Origin of the sequence: Clostridioides sp. ZZV15-6598 (genome assembly GCF_020657705.1) — a bacterium.
Taxonomy (GTDB): Bacteria; Bacillota; Clostridia; order Peptostreptococcales; family Peptostreptococcaceae; genus Clostridioides; species Clostridioides difficile_F.
Map to the genome: position 1 here is coordinate 1 of NZ_JAGWCS010000015.1, position 22,465 is coordinate 22,465.

The window sequence follows — 22,465 nt, forward strand, 5'->3', positions numbered from 1 at the left end:
ATCAATAATAATATTAATAACTATTAAAATATAGATATAAAAAATAATAAAAATATAAAAAATTATAATATAGCAAGATTGTGTCAGTTATAGATAGAGAGTATTTATAATTAATGCAATCTTGCATTTCTTTATATAAATATATTAATTTTTATACAATGTATGAAAGTAATTTAATACTATATTTAAATTACTTTAAATAAATATTTTTTATCTTTTCCTTATCCCATATAAAAAGTTTTTCTGAATTATTTAAAGCACCAAATACATTCCTTTTAAAATCTGGCATTTCTTTATTTAAATTAGCAATAAGATTTTTTATGTATTCTCTCCTAGTATGACCATTTGCAGGACATGGATTTGCTATGATAGGATAGTTACACTCCTTTGAAATCTTCTTAGTCATATATTCTTCTATGTAAATCATAGGTCTTATAACAGTTAAATCTTGTCTATCTAAATATGTCTTTGGCGAAAAACAATTAACTCTTCCTTCATAAAACATAGACATTAAAAATGTTTCAATAGCATCATCCTTGTGATGTCCAAGAGCTACTTTATTACATCCAAGCTTCTTTGCATTGTCATTTAGAGCACCTCTTCTTAAATTAGCACATAGTGCACAAGGATTTTTTTCTTTTCTTATATCAAATACGATTTCTTTTATATTAGTTTGAAATTCATAAAAAGGTACATTTATTTCCTCACATAATTTATTTAATGGTGAGTTATCAATACCACCAGTATTTAGTGTTACAGCTATTAGTTCAAACTTTTGTGGAGAAAATCTTTGATAATTTTTAAGTATATTAAGTAATGTCAAACTATCTTTTCCACCAGAAAGACCAACTGCAATTTTATCATTTTCTTGTATCATATCAAAGTCTTGTATAGCCTTACGGGCTTTACTAAGAAGTTTTTGCATAGACATTTTTAGCACCATCCTTTATTTAAAAATATAAACTTAAGAATAACTTAAGGTTTATTTATAAAATACTTAAAACTTATACTCTAAAATTAACATTAACAAACATAACAAAGGAGACGATTTAACCATGAAAAAATTAAAATTTATGTTAGCCATTATAGTAGTAGTATTTATAAGTATGTTTATAGCTAAAGACAAAATTCTGAAAAATGAAGAGCCAACTGGAACTGCTCAATTTGCTTCACCACAAGATGTTGAAGCAAATTCTCAGAAAAAAAATCACTCAAATAGTATAGCAGATAATATATTATTGGTAAACAAGACAAATGAACTTAGTAAAGATTATATGCCAAAAGATATTACTAAAGTAAATATAGAGTTTGTTCCAGAAGCTACTGAAGAGGAAAAACAAATGGCAGGAGAACCAGCAAAAGCAGTAGAAGACTTAGTTAGACAAGCTAATGAAGAGGGAATACAGTTTTTAGGGTCTTCAGCATATAGGTCTTATGATACTCAACAAGACACTTATACAAAGAGAGTAAATTCTCAAGGTCAGGAAAAAGCCGATGCATATGTAGCAAAACCTGGACATAGTGAACATCAATCTGGACTATGTATTGACTTGACAAATCCAGAGAGATGGTTTGTTGGAAGTACAAAAGAAGCTATATGGTTGGCAGAAAATGCTCATAAATTTGGATTTATAATAAGATATCCTAAAGGTAAAGAAGATATAACAGGTACAGCTTATGAGCCATGGCATATTAGATATGTGGGTAAGGATGTCGCTGAGGAAATTTATTCAAAAGGATTAACTTTAGAAGAATATTTACAAAACAAATAATAAAACAACATAACATAAATTGTATGATATTACTAAATGTAATATAAATAAATTTGATAGATTAGACTACTTTAAGTATAGTATAATTTTAGATGAGTAAAAACTATATTAAAGTAAGTTGGGATGTGAAAAAGTGAAAGATACAATTCTTGTTGTGGATGATGAAAAGGAAATAAGAGACCTTGTAGAGATATATCTTTTAAATGATGGATATAATGTAATTAAAGCTAAAGATGGACAAGAAGCTTTAGACATTTTAAAAAAAGAAAATATTCATCTGATAGTATTGGATATAATGATGCCAAAGATGGATGGGATAGAAGTTTGTAGAAGAGTTAGAGAAAGTTTAAATATACCAATACTTATGCTGAGTGCAAAATCAGAGGATATGGACAAGATACAAGGAATAATGACAGGTGCAGATGACTATCTAACAAAGCCATTTAATCCACTTGAACTTACTGTGAGAGTAAAAGCATTACTTAGAAGAACATATTATTTTAGTGGAGCTAACAAGGAAAATAAAGATGTCATAGAAGTTGGAGCAGTTTTAATAGACAAAGAAAAACATAGTGTAACAGTAGATGGGAAGGATGTATTTTTGACATCAAGAGAATTTGATATATTGTATTTACTAGCAAATAATAAAGGTAGAGTATATAGTACAGAAGAAATATTTGAAAAAGTGTGGAAAGAGCAATATTATCAATCTAATAATACTGTAATGGTTCATATGAGTAGGATAAGAGATAAAATTGAAAAGTATACAGATGGAGAAAAAATAATTCATACTGTCTGGGGGGTAGGGTACAAAATTGAAAAATAAAAGTGTATTAAATTATATGTTTCGTCCTATAGTAGACTTTATAATAAGTTGTATTATAACCCTAATTATTATGTTAACAAGTGTATATATAATAAAGATATTATATATGAGAACTACTCTATCTACGATTAATTACCTTATGCGTAGTTTAAGGGACATTAGATCTGTTATAGGAGACAGTACATTATATTCAGTTTTATTTCTGACAGCATCAATATCAATTTATTCATTAATGTCATACAAGAGAAATAAAAAACTTGTAAATTTTCTAAAAGATACTGATGACAAAAACAAAAAGCTAGAAATTATTATGGATGCTGTAAACTCAATGGAGGAAGGCAATTTAGAAAAAAGTATAGATATTGAGTATGAGTCAAATGGATTAAGTGATAAAAAAATTGATGAGATTGATGAACTTGCAAATAAAATCAATAGTATAGTTTATCAACTTAGAAATATAACTGTTGAAGAAAGACAAGCTCAACAAACTAAGACGGATTTAATAACAAATGTTTCACATGACTTAAGAACTCCTTTAACCTCAATAATGGGTTATCTGGGATTGATAGAAGATGGTAAGTATAAAGATGAAGTTCAGTTGATGTATTATGTTAATATTGCATATGAGAAATCAAAAAGTTTAAATATACTTATAAATGATTTATTTGAACTTACTAAAATGCAAAATAATACAATAAGATTAAAAAAAATAGACATAAACTTGGTAGAACTATTAAGTCAAATAGTATCTCAACTTGGATTTTATTTTAAAAAAGAATTTATGGTTAGTAGAGTTAATTTCAATGAAGAAAAGTTAATTATAAATGCTGACCCAAATAAATTGGTGAGAGCTTTTGAAAATCTTATAACCAATGCTATGAAATATGGAAAAGAAGGAATTTATGTAGATATAGTAACAGCAAAAAAAGGAAATATGGCGATTGCAAAAGTTATAAATTATGGAGAACCCATTCCAGTATTAGATTTACCAAATATCTTTGATAGATTCTATAGAGTTGAAAAATCAAGAAATAGCAATGATGGAGGTTCTGGATTAGGTCTTGCAATTACAAAAAATATTGTGAATTTACATGGTGGGGAAATTACGGTTTCAAGTAATATACATCAAACTGTATTTGAGGTACAGCTACCAATAATACAAGAAACTGTGTAATAAGATAAAAGTATGATTTAGATGCACAAATATTTATAACATAAAGTGTTTACAAAAATAAAAAAGTAATATATAATTTAAGTCAGTTTAATAAGATACTTATCAAGAATTAGGGGAGAGAGTTAGCTCAGTGATCCTATACCAACCTTTTATTAGGTGGTCCTGCTAACAACGATGAGATGATTGGAAATAATATACTCTTCTTATCAATAGTGGATAGGGGGAGTTTTTTTATAGATTTAAAGTAATAAATTTTTAAGTGATGATGGAGGATTCAAAAATGGAAAAAGTAGAAAGTTTTAAATTAGACCATACAAAAGTTAAAGCTCCTTTTGTGAGAAAGTGCAGTGTGCTTGATGGAGTTAAAGGAGATAAAATAACTAAATTTGACTTGAGATTTTTACAACCAAATGTAGAAAGTTTTGGAACTGCTGCTATGCATGGTTTAGAACATTTATTAGCAACTTATTTAAGAGAGACATTAGATGGTGTGATAGACTTATCCCCAATGGGATGCAGAACAGGATTTTATTTAATATTATGGGGAGATGTAGATGCTAAGACAGTTAAAGATGGTTTAGAAAAGGCATTAAAGAAAGTAATTGAATCTGATAAAATGCCAGCTGCTACAGCTCTAGAATGTGGAAATTATAGAGACTTATCTTTATTTGGAGCAAAAGAATATGCAAAAGATGTTTTAGATAAAGGATTTTCTCTTAATATATATGGAGAATAATTTGATTGAAAGAGAAAGTATAAGCATAAGTCAAAGTGAGGTTTTAAGGTATTTACAATATAAAGGGCAAGAAATAGATAAAGAACTTAAAGAAACTATTGATGAATGTATAGAAACAGCCAAAAACAAGATAAATCCTAGATATATATCTAGGATTTATCCTATCAAAATAAATAAAGATAAGATTGTAGAACTAGAGGGAACAAATTTAACCTTAAAGAGTAAGGACATATATGAACTTCTAAAAGACTGTGATGAATGTGTAATTATGGCAGCGACTTTGGGAATAGAGGTAGAAAAGGAAATAAAAAGATACTCTTACTCAGATTTAACAAAAGGACTAATAATTGATTCATGTGGAACAACAGCGATAGAAGAAGTATGCGATATTGTTCAAAATGATATAGAAAAGGTTTTCTTAGAACAAAACAAATTTATAACTATGCGATATAGCCCAGGATATGGAGACTTACCAATAGAGAAAAATATAGATATATTAAATGTTTTAAATGCTCAAAAACAAATAGGACTCACAATTACATCAAATGGGATTATGATACCAAGAAAATCAGTAGTAGCTATTATAGGCATTTCTAATTTTAAAATAGATAAATCAAAGAAAGAAAAATCGTGTGAAAATTGTAAAAACTACAGAAACTGTACATATAGAAAAGGAGCGAATTCTTGTGGAAATAAGACAATATCTAAAGGATAATATATTAATATTTGATGGTGCAATGGGAACAATGCTTCAACAAAAGGGGTTAAAAATAGGTGAAAATCCAGAAGTATTTGGTCTTCAAAATCCAGAACAACTTATAGAGATACATACATCATATTTAGAGGCAGGCTCAAATGTAATTCTTACAAATACTTTTGGGTGTAATGAACTAAAGTTAGATAATGAATATACAGTAGAAGAAGTTATCAACAATGCCGTTTCAGTGGCTAGAAAAGCTATAGAAAATGTAGATAACACTAAACCTAGATATGTAGCACTAGATATTGGTCCTATAGGAGAAATGCTAGAACCTATGGGAACTTTAAGTTTTGATAGAGCATATGAGATATTTAAAAGACAAGTATTACAGGGTGTTAAATCTGGAGTTGATGTAATAGTAATAGAAACTATGATGGATTTATATGAAGCTAAAGCAGCTGTTTTAGCAGCTAAGGAGAATTCTGATTTACCTGTTTTTTGTACTATGACATTTGATGAGAGTGGGAGAAGTTTTACTGGATGTATGCCAGAAAGTATGGTTGCTACAATAGAAGGGCTGGGAGTTGATGCAATAGGAGTAAACTGTTCATTAGGTCCTAAGCAACTTTTACCAATAGTAAAAAAAATAGTATCAAGAGCTTCAATACCTGTAATGGTTCAAGCAAATGCAGGTTTACCAAATATAGTTGATGGAGAAGCTATATATGACGTTGATGCAAAGGAATTCTTTGAGGGCGTCAAAAAATTTGTTGAAGCTGGTGCAACTATAATAGGCGGATGTTGTGGCACAAATCCAAGTTTTATAAAAGAAATATCTGAAAATATAAGTTCTGTTACAAAGGGAAGTACTGAAAAAATTGATAAGTGTGTAGTTTGCTCACCATCAAAATTTGTAGAAGTAGAATCACCAACAGTTGTTGGAGAAAGATTAAATCCAACAGGTAGAAAATCTTTACAAGAAGCTTTAAAAAATGAAAATTTAGATTATGCAATAAATTTAGGGTTAGAACAAGTAAGTGCTGGGGCACAAATATTAGGTGTGAATGTTGGTTTGCCAGAAATAGATGAAAAGAAATTAATGCCAAAGTTAATAAAAGAGATTCAAGCAGTAGTAGATACACCATTACAAGTTGATTCTTCCGATGTAGAGGCTTTAGAACAAGGTCTTAGATATTATAATGGAAGAACAATTGTAAACTCTGTAAACGGCAAAGAAGAGTCTTTAGAAAGCATATTACCAATAGTTAAAAAGTATGGTGCATGTGTGGTTGGTCTTGCATTAGACGAAAAAGGTATACCTAAAAAAGCTGAGGAAAGATTTGAGATAGCAAAAAAAATAGTTGATAGAGCAGTTTCTTATGGAATAAAACCAAAAGATATATTTATAGATTGTTTATCACTAACTGTTTCAGCTCAACAAGAGGAAGCAATAGAAACTATAAGAGCCATAACAATGGTTAAGACATTAGGGGTAAAAACTATACTAGGGGTTTCAAATATTTCATTTGGACTTCCAAATAGAAAAGCGCTTAATGCCTCTTTTTTAACACTAGCTTTAGGAGCAGGGCTTGACTTAGCAATTATAAATCCAAACGAATATAGTATGATGGAAGCTATCAATTCTTTTAGAATCCTAAATAATACAGATAAAGGATGTATAAATTACATAAATCAATATAGTAATATAAATAATTCAAAACAGCCAGATTCTACTGTTAAAGCTAATAAAGACTTGTCACTAGATGTTTTAGTTGAAAGAGGATTAAAAGAAGAAGCTAAAAATGTAACATTAAATCTTTTAAAAGAGAAGGATGAAAATTATATATTAGACAAAATTTTAATTCCGGCTCTTGATAAAGTAGGAAAGAAATATGATAGTGGAGACATATTTTTACCACAACTGATTCAATCAGCAGAAACAGTAAAAACTGCATTAAATACAATAAAAGAAACCTTACTAAGCAGAAGTAGTGACAATGTATCTAAAGGAAAAATAATAGTTGCTACAGTAAAAGGAGATATTCATGATATTGGAAAAAATATAGTAAAAATAATGCTAGAAAATTATGGATATGAAGTTATAGACTTAGGAAAAGATGTTCCAATTGAGGAAGTAGTAGAAGTTGCTAAAAAAAGAGATATAAAGTTAGTGGGATTAAGTGCACTTATGACTACAACTGTTCAAAGTATGAAAGATACAATTCAAGCATTAAGAGATAATGAAATAAATGCAAAGGTATTTGTAGGTGGTGCTGTTTTGACAGAGGAATATGCTGAGGAAATGGGAGCTGACTATTATTCAAAAGATGCAAAATCTGCTGTTGAGATAGCAAAGTTAAATTTTTAGCATGGAAATTAAAATAAAGGTTTTACTAAATAGGATATTTTATATATAATATAAATATAAGTTTTAGAAACTTATGTCCAAAATAATAGGAATTAATCTATAATAATGAGATTAATTAATATAAAAAAATATTTATCATCAACATTAAAAAGGGCTGGGAAGTCTGGTATAACTTCCGTCAGCCCTTTTTAGTATAAAAACAATTTAAAAAGCCCAATTGCCCTTTTTAAAAATCTGTATATGTTTTCCATCATGAGTTTCTCCGACAATATCCATATCTGAAGAGCCAACCATAAAGTCAACATGTGTTAGACTATCATTTACTCCATACTCATCTAATTCTTCATCTTTCAAATCATTTCCACCATCTAAGCAAGTTTTATAAGCAGAGCCAATTGCAAAGTGGCAAGAAGCATTTTCATCGTATAAAGTATTATAAAAAATAATATTTGTATCAGATATTGGAGAGCTATATGGAACAAGAGCAACCTCTCCTAGATAATGAGAACCCTCATCTGTTTCAATAAGTTTCTTTAATGTTTCTAGTCCCTTTTCAGCAGAGAAATCTACTATTTTACCATCTTTGAAAGTCAAAAAGAAATTATCAATTATATTTCCTCCATAAACAAGGGGTTTAGTACTGTACACAGTTCCATTGACTTTAAACTTGTGTGGCATTCCAAAAATCTCTTCAGTTGGAATGTTAGGATTAAAACTTACTCCATTAGGGTCTTTAGAGGCTCCACTTAACCAAATATGACCTTTTGGTAAATCTAAAGTTAAATCAGTTTTTGAAGATTTATACTTTAAAGTTTTGAAATTATTTTCATTTAAAAAATCCATTTTAGACTTTAGATTTTCATTATGTTCTTTCCATGCTTTTATAGGGTCTTGTCCATCAACTCTTGAACACTTAAATATGGCATCCCATAATTTATCTATTGCTTCATCTTCTGATAAACTTGGAAATACTTTTTTTGCCCAATCTTTTGTTGGTACAGAAACTATACTCCATTTACATTTATCTGTTAGAGTATAAGAACGCCACTCTTTTAAAGCTTTTCCAGAAGCTTTTTGAAAGTTAGCAACTTTTTCAGGGTCAACATCTTTTAATAAGTCAGGGTTTTGAGCATACACTGATAAAAATGCTCCACCTTCTTTAGCTATATCTACATATTGGTCTGCTGTCCATTTTGGAAACTCATGAAATGCTTCATCTGGTGCATATAGATATTTAATAAGAGTACTTTCTTCATCAGACCATTCTATATATACATTTTTAGCCCCACATTTATATGCTTCCTTCAGTGCATTTCTTGCAAAATCAGCACATTCAATTGGTGATTTTATAAGTAAAGTTTGACCTGGTTGTATGTTAACTCCGACCTTAATTGCTAACTCAGCATATTTTTCTAAATTTTTATTGAAATCCATATCTATCCTCCTGTATTTTTAACATTAAACAACTTATAAAATATTATATCATTACTTAGATTTTGGGTCATATTTAAAATATTTATACTTAATAGATTGAGAAATAAAAAATATGTATTTTAATTAAAATAGATTGTTTAAATATATAATTGCAACTAAGACGTTATTTTTTGTTGATAATAGTATTAAAGTAGAAATAAAAATACTTTTTTAGTGAAAAGCTATACAAGAATACCGAAAAAAACTTATAATATAATAATGAGATAGATATTTATAAATGAAATAAAAAATTTTCTGGCAAAGCTTATATATGTTTAAATATAGTAGTTTATATATTATGAACAGAAGATTTCAGTTAGGAGGGCATAAATGGAGCTTTATGAAGCCATTTTTTATAGAAAATCTGTAAGAAATTTTTCCAGTACAAAAATAAAAAAGCCATTAATGGAAGAAATAAAAAGAAGTTGTAAAAATTTAGAATACTTAAATGAAGATTTAAATATTAAAGCACATGTTGTTGATAGAGGTCATATAATACACTTTTTAATGGGTAAAGAGTGTAAAGTAAAAGCACCTCATTATATAGTAGTCACTTCAGATAAAGGAAAAGACTACTTACAAAATATAGGTTTTGCCACTGAAGGTATAGTCTTACGTCTTACAACATTAGGAGTAGCTACCTGTTGGTTGGAGTCAACATTAAAAAGAGAAGATATATTGGAATTTGTAGATATTGGCAATAAAGACCCAAGAGAAGATGAAGAAGACGATTTAGATTATTTAGCTGGAATAAAAACAGAAGAAGAAGATGAAAACAAAATAGAGAATCCATATATAATAATAGCTTTTGGATATCCAGCAAAAAATGAAGATTTATTTAGGACAAGATATGCTAGACCTGATAGAAAACCAGTAAAAGATATCATAAATAAAATAAATAGAAATAGAAAATGGAAAGAAATATTAGAATTTACAAGAAGAGCTCCATCTGTGAAAAACTCTCAACCTTGGTATTTTCATAAAGATGAACGAGGTCTTCATCTATTTGAAAAGAAACCTAGGAAACATTGTGAAGATATGAATAAGGTTAGCTTAGGTGTAGGTTTAAGACACTTTGATATAGCATGTATAAAAAATAAAATAGATGTTTCATATGAAAAACTCCCTATAAAGAATAAAATAGGAAAGTCATATTTTATAACTGTAGTTGAACATGTAAAACCAGAAGAAGAAGAAACTCAAGATGAAAATTTAAGTTTGGAAAAAGAAGAATCACAAAATGAATAAAATTTTGAGAGGGGATAGTAGGTATGTATAAGTGTGGGAAATGTAATCTTAGAGGTTGTTCAAATGGAGATATGGATAAGCTAATGAAGATATGCCCAACTAGGGAAGCCAAGCTACAAGAAAAAGCAAAAAAACTTTATGAAGAAGAAGAAAATAGAAAAATAGCCTATAATGCTGGATTAATTGAAACAGAGGGATACTGTCAATATACTAGGTTAAAAGAGATTATAGAGTTTGCTAAAAAATGTGACTATAAAAAAATTGGTATAGCATTTTGTATTGGTTTAAAAAGAGAAATGCAAACAGTACAAAAGGTATTTGAACATCATGGATTTGAAGTGTTTTCTGTTATATGTAAAAATGGAGCGATTCCTAAGAGTACAGTTGGATTGAAGCCATCTCAAACAATATCAAAATGTGGAGATGAAATAATGTGTAATCCAATAGGGCAAGCTTTATTCCTAAATGAGGCTAAAGTTGACCTTAATATAATTCTTGGATTATGTGTTGGTCATGATACATTAGCCATGAAATATATGGAAGCTCCTATAACAACCCTAATTGTCAAAGATAGAGTAACTGGGCATAATCCAGCTGCTGCTATATATAATGCAGAGTCTTATTTTGAAAAAAAATTGTTTGATAAAGACGAAGAATAATTCAAAGACTTATTGACATAAAAAGCAATTAGTGGTTTAATTATAAAAAAGATGAAACTTTAAAATATCCTTAAGATACATAAAGTTATATAAATAAAGAAAAAATATTATGACTAAATTCCTTAAATTAGTCCAGAGAGACTAAAGGGTTATAGATAGTGTTAATATATAACCTCTAGTAAATCACCTAGAGGTTTTTGATGAGTATAAAATAAAAAATTTAAATATAATAAAGTCTTTTAAACTAGTCCAGAGAGACTGGGAAAGATATCTCATAGCTAATTAATATCAGAGTTATGTATAGATAAAATCCTTGTGCCTCTTTTGGTGTAAGGATTTTTTTATGAGGATTTAGGCTTTATTAAAAAGGAGATGTAAAAATGATAAATGGTAAAGAGAAGCTAATAGTTGCAATTGATACTGACGAATTTGATAAAGCTAAAGAACTAATAGACAAATTAGAAGATAGTGTAGATATATTTAAAGTAGGACTAGAACAATATGTGGCTACAAAAGGAAAGACGATAGACTATTTAAAAGAAAAAGGTAAAAAAATATTTCTAGACCTTAAATTCCATGATATTCCAAATACTATGAAAAGTGCAGTAAGAGCTGCAGTAAGAGATAATGTTTGGTTAATGACAATACATGTATCAGATATGGAAGGTATGAGACAATGTGCACTAGTTGCTAAAGAAGAAGCAGAGAGATTAAATATAGAAAAACCTTTGGTGGTTGGAGTAACAGTTTTAACTTCATTAAGCAACCAAGACTTACAAGATATAGGATGTAATATGACAACAGAAGAATTGGCTATAAAGAGAGCTAAATTAGCAAAAGAATCAGGAATAGATGGAGTTGTTTGCTCAGCTCAAGAAGTAGAAAAGATAGTAGAAGCATGTGGAACTGATTTTATAACAGTTTGCCCAGGGATAAGACCTAAATCAGCAGAAGTTGGAGACCAAAAAAGAGTTGTTACTCCATCAGATGCAATAAAAAGAGGAGCTCATTATCTAGTTGTTGGAAGACCTATAACAAAAGCAGAAAGTCCAAGAGAATCAGCTATTAATATTGTAAAAGAAATAGAAAATGCTTAGATAAAATATTTGGGAGGTAGCTTATATGAAGGGGAAATTAATTTTAGAAGATGGAACAGTATTTGAAGGAAAAGCATTTGGATATTTAAAGGAAGCTGTTGGTGAAGTTGTGTTTAATACTTCAATGGCAGGATATGGTGAATTACTAACAGATGCAACTTATTATGGACAAATAGTGACAATGACATATCCACTTATAGGGAACTATGGAATAAATTTAGAAGATGTTGAATCAAATAAAGTGCAAGTAAAAGGACTTATAGTAAGAGAAAAAAGTGACAACCCAAATAATTTTAGATGTGAAATGGATATAGACACATATCTAAAGCAAAATAAAGTAATTGGACTTGAAGGAATAGATACAAGAGCATTGACTAAAATTATTAGAAATAATGGAACAAAAAGAGGTATTATAACTTTAGAAAATGTATCATTACAAGAAATTCAGTCTAAATTAACAGAGTGTTGCAATAAAGATTCAGTTAAAAGTGTTACAAGAAAAGAAATTGAAAATATTAAAGGGACTGGTACTAAAGTTGTAGTTGTAGACTTTGGTGTTAAAAATAGTATATTAGATTCACTGAAAGCTTGTAACTGCGACATAACAGTAGTACCAGCAATGACTACTTCAGAAGCAATTTTAAATATAAACCCTGACTTGATATTATTATCTAATGGTCCAGGTAATCCAGAAGATATAAATGATATAGTTGAAAATATAAAGAAATTAGTAGGCAAAAAACCACTAGCAGGAATCGGTTTAGGACATCAAATTTTGGCATTAGCATTAGGTGGAAAAACTTCAAAGCTTGCATTTGGACATAGAGGAGGAAATCATCCAGTTAAATGTTTAGAAACAGGAAAAGTATTTATAACTTCTCAAAATCATGGATACAATGTTTCAGAAATGCCAGAAAATACAGAGATAACTCATGTAAATTTAAATGACAATACTATAGAAGGAATGAGACATAAAGAATTACCAATATATAGTGTTCAGTACATTCCAGAATACACAACAAAAGAAGATTTAGATTGTATATTTAATAAATTCTTAGCATTAATATAGATTTAGTATTATTTACAGATAGTAAAAACCATTTAGATAAGGAGAAAAATTTATGCCTAAATTAGATAGTATAAAGAAAACTTTAGTATTAGGGTCAGGACCAATAATAATAGGTCAAGCGGCAGAATTTGACTATTCAGGAACTCAAGCATGTCAATCTTTAAAAGAGGAAGGAATTGAAGTTGTATTAATAAATAGTAATCCAGCTACAATAATGACTGACAAAGAAGTGGCAGATAAAATATATATAGAACCATTAACAATAGAATTTATAGAAAAGATAATAGAAAAAGAAAGACCAGATAGTTTACTTGCAGGTATGGGTGGACAAACAGGATTAAACTTAGCAGTTGAGCTTTATGAAAAAGGCATACTAGATAAATATGGAGTAAAAATAATAGGTACTTCAGTAGAATCTATCAAAAAAGGTGAAGATAGAGATATATTTAGAGATGTAATGAAAGAAATAAATCAACCTGTAATAGTTAGTGATATAGTTACAGAGCTACAAGCAGGTCTTGATTATGCACTTACAATAGGGTATCCAGTAGTTGTAAGACCAGCATACACATTAGGTGGAACTGGTGGAGGTATAGCTGATACTGAGGAAGAATTAAGAGAGATACTTTCACATGGATTGCAATTAAGCCCAGTTGGACAAGTATTAATTGAAAAAAGTATAAAAGGTTGGAAAGAAATAGAATATGAAGTAATAAGAGATTCAAAAGGAAACTGTATAGTTGTATGTAACATGGAAAATATAGACCCAGTTGGAGTTCATACAGGAGATAGTATAGTTGTTGCTCCAACACAAACTCTAAGCAATAAAGAATGTGCGATGCTTAAAAAAGCATCTTTAGATATATTAAATGCAGTAGAAGTTCAAGGTGGATGTAATGTTCAGTTTGCACTAAACCCACATAGTTTTGAGTATGCAGTTATAGAGATAAATCCAAGAGTTAGTAGGTCATCAGCACTAGCATCAAAAGCTACAGGATATCCAATAGCTAAAGTTTCATCAAAAATAGCTTTAGGATATACTTTGGATGAAATAGAAAATGCAGTAACTAAAAAAACTTATGCTTGTTTTGAGCCAACTATAGATTATGTAGTGGCTAAGATACCAAAATGGCCATTTGATAAATTTAAAAAAGCAAATAGAAAATTAGGAACTAAGATGATGGCAACTGGTGAAATAATGAGTATAGGAAGTAACTTTGAAGCTGCTATTCTTAAGGGAATAAGATCACTTGAAACAGGAAAATATTCATTAGTTCATGCACCATCAGAAGAGAGAAGTATTGAAGCGTTAAAGAAAAGAGTTGTAGTACCTGATGATGAAAGATTATTTGACTTAGCTGAAATGATAAGAAGAGGCTATAAAGTAGAAATGATAGAACAAATCACAGGAATAGACAAGTGGTTTATAAATAAATTTAAATGGATAGTTGAACAAGAAGAAAAATTAAAAGTTATGAAGATTGAAGACTTAACTAAAGATTATCTTCTTGAGTTAAAGAAAAAAGGATTCTCTGATAAAGGTATATCTGACTTAATGAAGATAAGTCCAGAAAAATTATATGAATTAAGAAGTCTATATAATATAAAACCAGCATACAAAATGGTCGACACATGTGCAGGAGAAATAGATGCTATATCTCCATATTACTACTCAACTTATGAGCAATATGATGAAGTAGTTGTTAGCGATAAGAAAAAAGTAATAGTGTTAGGCTCTGGACCAATAAGAATAGGTCAAGGTATAGAGTTTGACTATTGTTCAGTTCACTGTGTAAAATCTTTAAGAAAGATGGATATAGAAACTATAATCATAAATAATAATCCTGAAACAGTAAGTACAGATTTTGATACATCAGATAAACTATATTTTGAACCATTAACAGAAGAAGAAGTTTTAAGTATAATTGAAAAAGAAAGACCAGAAGGTGTAATACTACAATTTGGAGGACAAACGGCTATAAAACTAGCTAAGTTCTTACATGAGAAAAATATACCTATATTAGGAACTGATTTTGATGATATAGATGCAGCAGAAGACAGAGAAAAATTTGATGATTTACTAGAAAAACTAGACATAAACAGACCAAAAGGAAAAGGTGTATGGTCACTTAATGAAGGTATTGAAGTTGCTAATGAATTAGGTTATCCAGTATTAGTTAGACCATCTTATGTACTTGGCGGTCAAGGTATGGAAATAACTTACAATGAAGAAAAATTATCTCAATACCTACAGGATGCATTTGATAGAGACCATAAAAATCCAGTACTTATAGATAAATATCTAACTGGTAGAGAAATAGAAGTAGATGCTATATGTGATAAAGAAGATATATTAATACCTGGAATAATGGAACATTTAGAAAGAGCTGGAGTTCACTCTGGAGATAGTACTACAATGTATCCAAGCCAAAATATATCTGACAAGATAAAGGAAAAGATAGTAGAATATACTAAAAAAATAGCTTTAGACCTTAATGTACTTGGTATGGTTAATATACAATTTATAGAATTCCAAAATGAATTATATATAATTGAGGTTAACCCTAGAGCTAGTAGAACAGTTCCATATATAAGTAAAGTGAGTGGAGTACCAATAGTTGACTTAGCTACAAAATGTATGTTAGGAGCTAAATTAAAGGATTTAGGATATGGTACAGGGGTTTATAAGGAGCCTAAATTAGTATCAGTAAAAGTGCCAGTATTCTCAATGTCTAAGTTAGCTAAAGTTGAAGTAAGTCTTGGACCTGAAATGAAATCTACTGGAGAGGTTCTAGGTGTAGGAGAAAACCTAGAAGAAGCCTTATATAAAGGATTCTTAGCCGCAGGTAGACACATGTCTGATGAAAGAGGAGTAGTGCTTGCTACTGTTAATAATAACGATAAAGATGAGTTTATAGCTATAGCAAAAGATATGAAAGAGTTAGGATATACTTTCGTTGCCACAGAAGGTACAGCTAAGAGTCTAAGAGAGAATGGAATAGAAGCTGATATAGTAAACAGAGTGGAAGAATCTAGACCAAACATACTAGATGCTATAAGAAATAAACAAGTTGATATAGTAATAAATACACCTACTAAGGGGAATGACTCAACAAGAGATGGATTTAAAATGAGAAGAACAGCTATTGAATTTTCTACTGAAATAATGACATCTTTAGATACATTAAAAGCCTTAGTAGAGGTTAAGAAAAAACATCTAAACAAAGATAAGTTAAAAGTTTACAATATAGCTGAATAGAAGTTAAGTTGATTGTATAGTTTAAGAATTTAATCATTAAATTAAAAAGAAGAAGTTATTTTTTCTATGAGTTTTTACTTTTGAGATAACTTCTTTTTTTTAAGAAATTTGTAGTATAATAGAAAAAGATAAAAAATAAATGTAAATAAGTATAAAACTAGAATGTAAAAGTGAAAAATATATATAGATATTTAAAAGATTATATTTAGTTAATGTTCTTTAGTTTGTCTAAAGAGAATTATAGGAGGTACTGTAATATGAAAGCAAGGTTAATATTAGAAGATGGGACAGTTTTTATAGGAAAAGCATTTGGATATTTAGAAGAAAGTGTAGGAGAAGTAGTATTTAACACTTCAATGATAGGATATGGTGAAGTTTTAACAGACCCTTCTTACTACGGTCAAATAGTTACTATGACTTATCCTCTTATAGGAAATTATGGTATAAATTTATCATCAGCAGAATCTGAAAAAGTGCAAGTGAAAGGATTTATAGTAAGAGAAAAAAGTGATTCTCCAAGTAATTTTAGATGTGAAATTGATATAGACCAATATTTAAAGCAAAATAAAGTGATAGGACTAGAAGGAATAGATACAAGAGCTTTAACTAAGATACTTAGAAATAATGGAACTATGAAAGGGATAATTACATTAGAAGACAGTAAGTTAGAAGATGTTAAACATAAATTAGATAAGTTTTCAAATACAGAAGCAGTTAGAACAGTTACAAGAAAAGAAGTAGAGCATATAGAAGGAAATGGTCCAAAAGTAGCTGTTATGGATTTTGGAGTTAAAAGAAATATCTTAAGATCATTTATAGCTCGTGGATGCGATGTAACAATATTTCCAGCTACAACATCTCCAGAAGATGTATTAAGTATAAATCCTGATTTAATATTTTTATCAAATGGACCTGGAGACCCAGAGGATTTAGAAGATGTTATAGAAAATATAAAAGCTCTAATTGGTAAAAAACCTATAGTTGGAATATGCTTAGGGCATCAACTTTTAGCCTTAGCTCTTGGAGGAAAAACTGCTAAACTTAAATTTGGACATAGAGGTGGAAATCATCCAGTTAAAGATTTAGAAGAAGGAAAAGTATTTATAACTTCTCAAAATCATGGATATTATGTTTCAGAAGTTCCTGAACAAATGAAAGTGACACATATAAATTTAAACGATAATACTGTTGAAGGAATGAGACATGAGAAGCTAGATGTATACAGTGTTCAATACCACCCTGAAGCTTGTCCAGGGCCAAAAGATAATGACTATATTTTCGATAAGTTTTTAGAGTTCGTAAAATAAATAATATCAGTGTATATAACTAAAAATAAGACTAACTTAAATCAATAAAAGTATTGGTTTAATTAATATAGATATAATAAATAAACTCAAATTTAAGATGAAATAAAGTAATTAAAATTGATTGTATAGATTATGAAGATAGAAACTGTGAAAATTGTTTAGATAAGGAGAAAGAGTTATGCCTAAATTAGATAGTATAAAGAAAACTTTAGTATTAGGGTCAGGGCCAATAATAATAGGTCAAGCAGCAGAATTTGACTATTCAGGAACACAGGCCTGCCAAGCATTAAAAGAAGAGGGAATAGAAGTTGTATTAGTAAACAGTAATCCAGCTACAATAATGACTGATAAAGAAATTGCAGATAAAATATATATAGAACCATTAACAATAGAATTTATAGAAAAGATAATAGAAAAAGAAAGACCAGATAGTTTACTTGCAGGTATGGGAGGTCAAACAGGACTAAACTTGGCTGTAGAATTACATGATGCTGGTATCTTAGATAAATATAATGTAAAAGTTATAGGTACATCTATAATGTCTATAAAAAAGGGTGAGGATAGAGATTTATTTAGAGAAGTAATGAAAGAAATAAATCAACCTGTAATAGTTAGTGATATAGTTACAAATTTAGAAGCGGGTCTTGAATTTGCAAGCAAAATAGGATATCCAGTGGTTGTAAGACCAGCATATACATTAGGTGGAACTGGTGGAGGTATAGCTGATACTGAGGAAGAATTAAGAGAGATACTTTCACATGGATTGCAATTAAGTCCAGTAGGTCAAGTTCTTCTTGAAAAGAGTATAAAAGGTTGGAAAGAAATAGAATATGAAGTAATGAGAGATGGGAATGGAAACTGCATAACTGTATGTAACATGGAGAATGTAGACCCAGTTGGAGTTCATACAGGAGATAGTATAGTTGTTGCTCCAAGTCAAACTTTAAGTGATGAAGAATACCAACTACTTAGAAAAGCATCAATAGATATAATAAATGCAATAGAAGTTCAAGGTGGATGTAATGTTCAAATAGCTTTAAATCCACATAGCTTAGAATATGCAATAATAGAAATAAATCCAAGAGTTAGTAGATCATCAGCACTAGCATCAAAAGCTACAGGATATCCAATAGCAAAAGTGGCAGCTAAAATAGCCCTAGGATATACTTTGGATGAAATAGAAAATGCAGTAACTAAAAAAACTTATGCTTGCTTTGAGCCGACATTAGATTATGTGGTAGTAAAAATACCAAAGTGGCCATTTGATAAATTTAAAAAAGCAAATAGAAAATTAGGAACTAAGATGATGGCAACTGGTGAAATAATGAGTATAGGAAGTAACTTTGAAGCGGCTATTCTTAAGGGAATAAGATCACTTGAAACAGGAAAATATTCATTAGTTCATGCACCATCAGAAGGTAGAACATTAGAAGAGTTAAAGGCTAGAGTTGTAGTACCTGATGATGAAAGATTATTTGACTTAGCTGAAATGATAAGAAGAGGCTATAAAGTAGAAATGATAGAAGAAATCACTGGTGTTGATAAGTGGTTTATAAATAAATTTAAATGGATAGTTGAGCAAGAAGAAAAATTAAAAGGTCTTAAAATAGAAGATTTAGATAAGGAATACTTACATGAATTAAAGAAAAAAGGATTCTCTGATAAAGGGATATCTGACTTAATGAAGATAAGTCCAGAAAAATTATATGAATTAAGATGTCTCTATAATATACAACCAGTTTACAAAATGGTTGATACATGTGGAGGAGAATTTGAGGCTCTATCTCCATATTACTACTCAACTTATGAGCAATATGATGAAGTAGTTGTGAGTGATAAGAGAAAAGTGGTAGTATTGGGTTCTGGACCAATAAGAATAGGTCAAGGTATAGAGTTTGACTATTGTTCAGTTCACTGTGTAAAATCTTTAAGAAAAATGGGTATAGAAACTATAATTGTAAACAATAACCCTGAAACAGTAAGTACAGATTTTGATACATCAGATAAATTATATTTTGAACCATTAACAGAAGAAGAAGTTTTAAACATAATTGAAAAAGAAAAACCAGAAGGTGTAATACTACAATTTGGAGGACAAACAGCTATAAAACTAGCTAAGTTCTTACATGAGAAAAAAATACCTATATTAGGAACTGATTTTGAAGATATAGATGCAGCAGAAGACAGAGAAAAATTTGACGACTTATTAGAGAGATTAGATATAAATAGACCAAAAGGAAAAGGCGTATGGACAACTAATGAAGGTATTGAAGTTGCTAATGAATTAGGTTATCCAGTATTAGTTAGACCATCTTATGTACTTGGTGGTCAAGGTATGGAAATAACTTATAACGAAGAGAAATTAACTCAGTATTTAGACGATGCTTTTGCTAGAGACCATAAAAATCCAGTACTTATAGATAAATATCTAACTGGTAGAGAAATAGAAGTAGATGCTATATGTGATAAAGAAGAGATATTAATACCTGGAATAATGGAACATTTAGAAAGAGCTGGAGTTCACTCTGGAGATAGTACGACAATGTATCCAAGTCAGAATATATCTGATAAGATAAAGGAAAAGATAGTAGAATATACTAAAAAAATAGCTTTAGACCTTAATGTACTTGGTATGGTTAATATACAATTTATAGAATTTCAAAATGAATTATATATAATTGAGGTTAATCCTAGAGCCAGTAGAACAGTCCCATATATAAGTAAAGTGAGTGGAGTACCAATAGTTGACTTAGCCACTAAGTGTATGTTAGGAGCTAAATTAAAGGATTTAGGATATGGTACAGGGGTTTATAAGGAGCCTAAACTAGTATCAGTAAAAGTGCCAGTATTCTCAATGTCTAAATTAGCTAAAGTTGAAGTAAGTCTTGGACCTGAAATGAAATCTACAGGAGAAGTTTTAGGTGTAGGAGAAAACCTAGAAGAAGCCTTATATAAAGGATTCTTAGCTGCAGGTAGACATATGTCTGATGAAAGAGGAGTAGTGCTTGCTACTGTTAATAATAACGATAAAGATGAGTTTATAGAAATAGCAAAAGATATGAAAGAGTTAGGATATACTTTTGTTGCCACAGAAGGTACAGCGAAGAGTCTAAGAGAGAATGGAATAGAAGCTGATATAGTGAACAGAGTTGAAGAGCCTAGACCAAACATACTAGATGCTATAAGAAATAAACAAGTTGATATAGTAATAAATACACCTACTAAAGGTAATGACTCAACAAGAGATGGATTTAAAATGAGAAGAACAGCTATTGAATTCTCTACTGAAATAATGACATCTTTAGACACATTAAAAGCTTTAGTAGAAGTTAAGAAAAAGCATATAAATAAAGATAAATTAAAAGTTTATAATATAGCAGAATAAAAAAATAAACTAATATTTAGATTAATTAAAGGCGTTAGTTCGTAGGAGCTTTCGCCTTTAATTAATAATATATAGTTATTTTTTTATGTGAACTAAAATAAATATTAATCTTAATACTATCAGTTTTCTCTTTAATCATTAGATAGAGGATAAGAGTGGTAGTCATGAATTTCTTCATGGATAAGATTTTCATATTTATCATAATAGTATTTAATTGTAACAACTATTTTATCTCCCTTAGATACATTTCTATATAATTTTTTACTTTTAATAGAGTAGACCTCATCTTTATATATGGCACTAACTATAAAAATTTCTGACTCATAATCGAATGTACCCATTACTGGATTATAGTGTTTGGAATCTTCTTTATAACAGAAGCTTTCAACAGTCATTATATAAGTTTCAAATGAAATCCACTTAGTATCTTTAAATAAATTTACTTTCTCATTAATATATGAAACTCCTGGCGTATCAAGAATTTTTTCTAATAACACTTTTTTCCCCATATACAAAAACTCCTTTCATAGTACTTATTAATATCGTAGTACTTACCTATATAAATAAAACAAAAATATATTTATTAGTGTGACTACATGACATAATCATTTTCTATTTCTTTCTTTAATCTATTAATTATAATGCTTAAAATTATTAATATAACCATTGCAATTATCAAAGCTACAATCAACCAAGGTGGAACTATGTGCCCAAAGCCTCTATTGGCTGTAAATGCAGCAGCTGCAACGAGCCATCCAAATAAATTTAAAAATAAGAGTCTTGAATTTGATAATCTTCGTAATAAAACTTTTTTAGGTTCTATTTTTTGTTTAAATATTGAACGTAATTCCACTGACATCTCACCACCACCATCAAATCGCTCGATTGACTTATTTTGTGCTTCATCTATGTTATATCCCTTTTCAATAAATTCATCTGCAGATGTTGTTAGATGTTCTCTTAGCTCTTCTTTTAAATCTTGAATTTCTTTGTTATTTTCGTTCTTATATAGTGTTTCTAAATACTCTTCTATTATTTTCATAAATCTAATCCCCCTTCTTTAGAAATTTGTTCATAATACCCTGTATAAAGTCCCACTCTTGAATTTTTATTTCTAAGTTATCTTTTCCATCATCTGTTATATTGTAATACTTTCTCCTGCTTCCTACGCCTTGGTCATTTCCCCAATAAGATTTTATCAAGCCCTTAGATTCTAATCTTTTAAGAGACACATAGAGTGTACTTTCTTTTAATTCAAATGTAGTTTCATCTCTAACTACTTTTGCTATTTCATATCCATATGAATCTCCTTTGTTTAGTATTGATAATATTAAAGTATCAATATGACCTTTAAGCACTTCTTTATTTAAGTCCATAAATTCACCTACTTTA

Annotated in this window: 18 protein-coding genes; 13 read left to right on the forward strand and 5 right to left on the reverse strand. The window is 29.4% G+C overall.

Features of this window, described 5'->3' with window-relative positions; genetic code table 11:
- Positions 1-190: 190 nt before the first annotated feature.
- A complete protein-coding gene (locus KGF50_RS04680) occupies positions 191-931 on the reverse strand; it encodes an ATP-binding protein (RefSeq protein WP_227847017.1) in 741 nt (246 codons plus the stop codon).
- Positions 932-1,055: 124 nt separating this feature from the next.
- Between KGF50_RS04680 and KGF50_RS04685 the strand changes: the two genes are divergently transcribed.
- The 6 genes from KGF50_RS04685 (at position 1,056) to KGF50_RS04710 (ending at position 7,576) form a co-directional block, all read left to right on the forward strand.
- Entirely contained in the window at positions 1,056-1,772 is a 717-nt protein-coding gene (locus tag KGF50_RS04685) for a M15 family metallopeptidase (RefSeq protein WP_227847018.1), read from the forward strand.
- Positions 1,773-1,905: 133 nt separating this feature from the next.
- Positions 1,906-2,598: a response regulator transcription factor gene (locus KGF50_RS04690; RefSeq protein ID WP_227847020.1), complete on the forward strand. Its 693-nt coding sequence runs from the start codon at positions 1,906-1,908 to the stop codon at positions 2,596-2,598.
- A 139-nt stretch (positions 2,599-2,737) separates the two neighbouring features.
- A complete protein-coding gene (locus tag KGF50_RS04695) occupies positions 2,738-3,772 on the forward strand; it encodes a sensor histidine kinase (protein WP_413926789.1) in 1,035 nt (344 codons plus the stop codon).
- Between the two features lie 280 nt (positions 3,773-4,052).
- Complete coding sequence (locus tag KGF50_RS04700) at positions 4,053-4,508, forward strand: S-ribosylhomocysteine lyase (protein ID WP_227847023.1); 456 nt, start codon at positions 4,053-4,055, stop codon at positions 4,506-4,508.
- Between the two features lies 1 nt (position 4,509).
- Positions 4,510-5,223 (forward strand): vitamin B12 dependent-methionine synthase activation domain-containing protein, encoded by a 714-nt coding sequence (locus KGF50_RS04705; RefSeq protein ID WP_413926790.1) that lies wholly within the window; start codon positions 4,510-4,512, stop codon positions 5,221-5,223.
- The gene (locus tag KGF50_RS04710) at positions 5,195-7,576 is read left to right on the forward strand and encodes a homocysteine S-methyltransferase family protein (RefSeq protein ID WP_227847029.1); all 2,382 of its coding nucleotides are present in this window, start codon (positions 5,195-5,197) and stop codon (positions 7,574-7,576) included. Before KGF50_RS04705 ends, KGF50_RS04710 begins: the two co-directional genes overlap by 29 nt.
- A gap of 204 nt (positions 7,577-7,780) precedes the next feature.
- On the opposite strand, the gene KGF50_RS04715 is transcribed toward KGF50_RS04710, so the two are convergent.
- Complete coding sequence (locus tag KGF50_RS04715) at positions 7,781-9,010, reverse strand: aminopeptidase (protein ID WP_227847030.1); 1,230 nt, start codon at positions 9,008-9,010, stop codon at positions 7,781-7,783.
- Positions 9,011-9,379: 369 nt separating this feature from the next.
- Here KGF50_RS04715 and KGF50_RS04720 point away from each other — a divergent pair, with 369 nt between their 5' ends.
- The 7 genes from KGF50_RS04720 to carB (KGF50_RS04750) all read left to right on the forward strand — a co-directional run bounded on the left by KGF50_RS04720 (position 9,380) and on the right by carB (KGF50_RS04750) (position 21,073).
- Positions 9,380-10,297 (forward strand): nitroreductase family protein, encoded by a 918-nt coding sequence (locus KGF50_RS04720; protein WP_227847031.1) that lies wholly within the window; start codon positions 9,380-9,382, stop codon positions 10,295-10,297.
- Positions 10,298-10,320: 23 nt separating this feature from the next.
- Positions 10,321-10,956 (forward strand): DUF1847 domain-containing protein, encoded by a 636-nt coding sequence (locus tag KGF50_RS04725; RefSeq protein ID WP_227847032.1) that lies wholly within the window; start codon positions 10,321-10,323, stop codon positions 10,954-10,956.
- A 380-nt stretch (positions 10,957-11,336) separates the two neighbouring features.
- Positions 11,337-12,053: an orotidine-5'-phosphate decarboxylase gene (pyrF, locus tag KGF50_RS04730; protein ID WP_227847033.1), complete on the forward strand. Its 717-nt coding sequence runs from the start codon at positions 11,337-11,339 to the stop codon at positions 12,051-12,053.
- Positions 12,054-12,078: 25 nt separating this feature from the next.
- Positions 12,079-13,122 carry a glutamine-hydrolyzing carbamoyl-phosphate synthase small subunit gene (gene carA / locus KGF50_RS04735; protein ID WP_227847034.1) on the forward strand — a complete coding sequence of 348 codons (1,044 nt, stop codon included), beginning with the start codon at positions 12,079-12,081 and terminating at the stop codon, positions 13,120-13,122.
- A 52-nt stretch (positions 13,123-13,174) separates the two neighbouring features.
- Positions 13,175-16,381 carry a carbamoyl-phosphate synthase large subunit gene (gene carB / locus KGF50_RS04740; protein WP_227847035.1) on the forward strand — a complete coding sequence of 1,069 codons (3,207 nt, stop codon included), beginning with the start codon at positions 13,175-13,177 and terminating at the stop codon, positions 16,379-16,381.
- 257 nt (positions 16,382-16,638) lie between these two features.
- Positions 16,639-17,688, forward strand: coding sequence for a glutamine-hydrolyzing carbamoyl-phosphate synthase small subunit (gene carA / locus KGF50_RS04745; RefSeq protein ID WP_227847036.1), 1,050 nt, complete (start codon positions 16,639-16,641; stop codon positions 17,686-17,688).
- Positions 17,689-17,866: 178 nt separating this feature from the next.
- A complete protein-coding gene (gene carB, locus KGF50_RS04750) occupies positions 17,867-21,073 on the forward strand; it encodes a carbamoyl-phosphate synthase large subunit (protein WP_227847037.1) in 3,207 nt (1,068 codons plus the stop codon).
- Between the two features lie 131 nt (positions 21,074-21,204).
- On the opposite strand, the gene KGF50_RS04755 is transcribed toward carB (KGF50_RS04750), so the two are convergent.
- The 3 genes from KGF50_RS04755 to KGF50_RS04765 form a co-directional block, all read right to left on the reverse strand.
- Positions 21,205-21,582, reverse strand: coding sequence for a DNA polymerase III subunit delta (locus KGF50_RS04755; protein WP_227847038.1), 378 nt, complete (start codon positions 21,580-21,582; stop codon positions 21,205-21,207).
- An 83-nt stretch (positions 21,583-21,665) separates the two neighbouring features.
- The gene (locus KGF50_RS04760; protein WP_227847039.1) at positions 21,666-22,115 is read right to left on the reverse strand and encodes a permease prefix domain 1-containing protein; all 450 of its coding nucleotides are present in this window, start codon (positions 22,113-22,115) and stop codon (positions 21,666-21,668) included.
- Positions 22,116-22,119: 4 nt separating this feature from the next.
- The gene (locus KGF50_RS04765) at positions 22,120-22,449 is read right to left on the reverse strand and encodes a PadR family transcriptional regulator (protein ID WP_227828652.1); all 330 of its coding nucleotides are present in this window, start codon (positions 22,447-22,449) and stop codon (positions 22,120-22,122) included.
- Between the last annotated feature and the right edge of the window lie 16 nt (positions 22,450-22,465).

Coding starts and splice junctions, on each gene's coding strand:
- KGF50_RS04680 (WP_227847017.1), bottom strand. CDS start 931: ATGTCTATGCAAAAACTTCTTAGTAAAGCCCGTAAGGCTATACAAGAC.
- KGF50_RS04685 (WP_227847018.1), top strand. CDS start 1,056: ATGAAAAAATTAAAATTTATGTTAGCCATTATAGTAGTAGTATTTATA.
- KGF50_RS04695 (WP_413926789.1), top strand. CDS start 2,738: ATGCGTAGTTTAAGGGACATTAGATCTGTTATAGGAGACAGTACATTA.
- KGF50_RS04700 (WP_227847023.1), top strand. CDS start 4,053: ATGGAAAAAGTAGAAAGTTTTAAATTAGACCATACAAAAGTTAAAGCT.
- KGF50_RS04715 (WP_227847030.1), bottom strand. CDS start 9,010: ATGGATTTCAATAAAAATTTAGAAAAATATGCTGAGTTAGCAATTAAG.
- KGF50_RS04720 (WP_227847031.1), top strand. CDS start 9,380: ATGGAGCTTTATGAAGCCATTTTTTATAGAAAATCTGTAAGAAATTTT.
- KGF50_RS04725 (WP_227847032.1), top strand. CDS start 10,321: ATGTATAAGTGTGGGAAATGTAATCTTAGAGGTTGTTCAAATGGAGAT.
- pyrF (WP_227847033.1), top strand. CDS start 11,337: ATGATAAATGGTAAAGAGAAGCTAATAGTTGCAATTGATACTGACGAA.
- carA (WP_227847034.1), top strand. CDS start 12,079: ATGAAGGGGAAATTAATTTTAGAAGATGGAACAGTATTTGAAGGAAAA.
- carB (WP_227847035.1), top strand. CDS start 13,175: ATGCCTAAATTAGATAGTATAAAGAAAACTTTAGTATTAGGGTCAGGA.
- carA (WP_227847036.1), top strand. CDS start 16,639: ATGAAAGCAAGGTTAATATTAGAAGATGGGACAGTTTTTATAGGAAAA.
- carB (WP_227847037.1), top strand. CDS start 17,867: ATGCCTAAATTAGATAGTATAAAGAAAACTTTAGTATTAGGGTCAGGG.
- KGF50_RS04755 (WP_227847038.1), bottom strand. CDS start 21,582: ATGGGGAAAAAAGTGTTATTAGAAAAAATTCTTGATACGCCAGGAGTT.
- KGF50_RS04760 (WP_227847039.1), bottom strand. CDS start 22,115: ATGAAAATAATAGAAGAGTATTTAGAAACACTATATAAGAACGAAAAT.
- KGF50_RS04765 (WP_227828652.1), bottom strand. CDS start 22,449: ATGGACTTAAATAAAGAAGTGCTTAAAGGTCATATTGATACTTTAATA.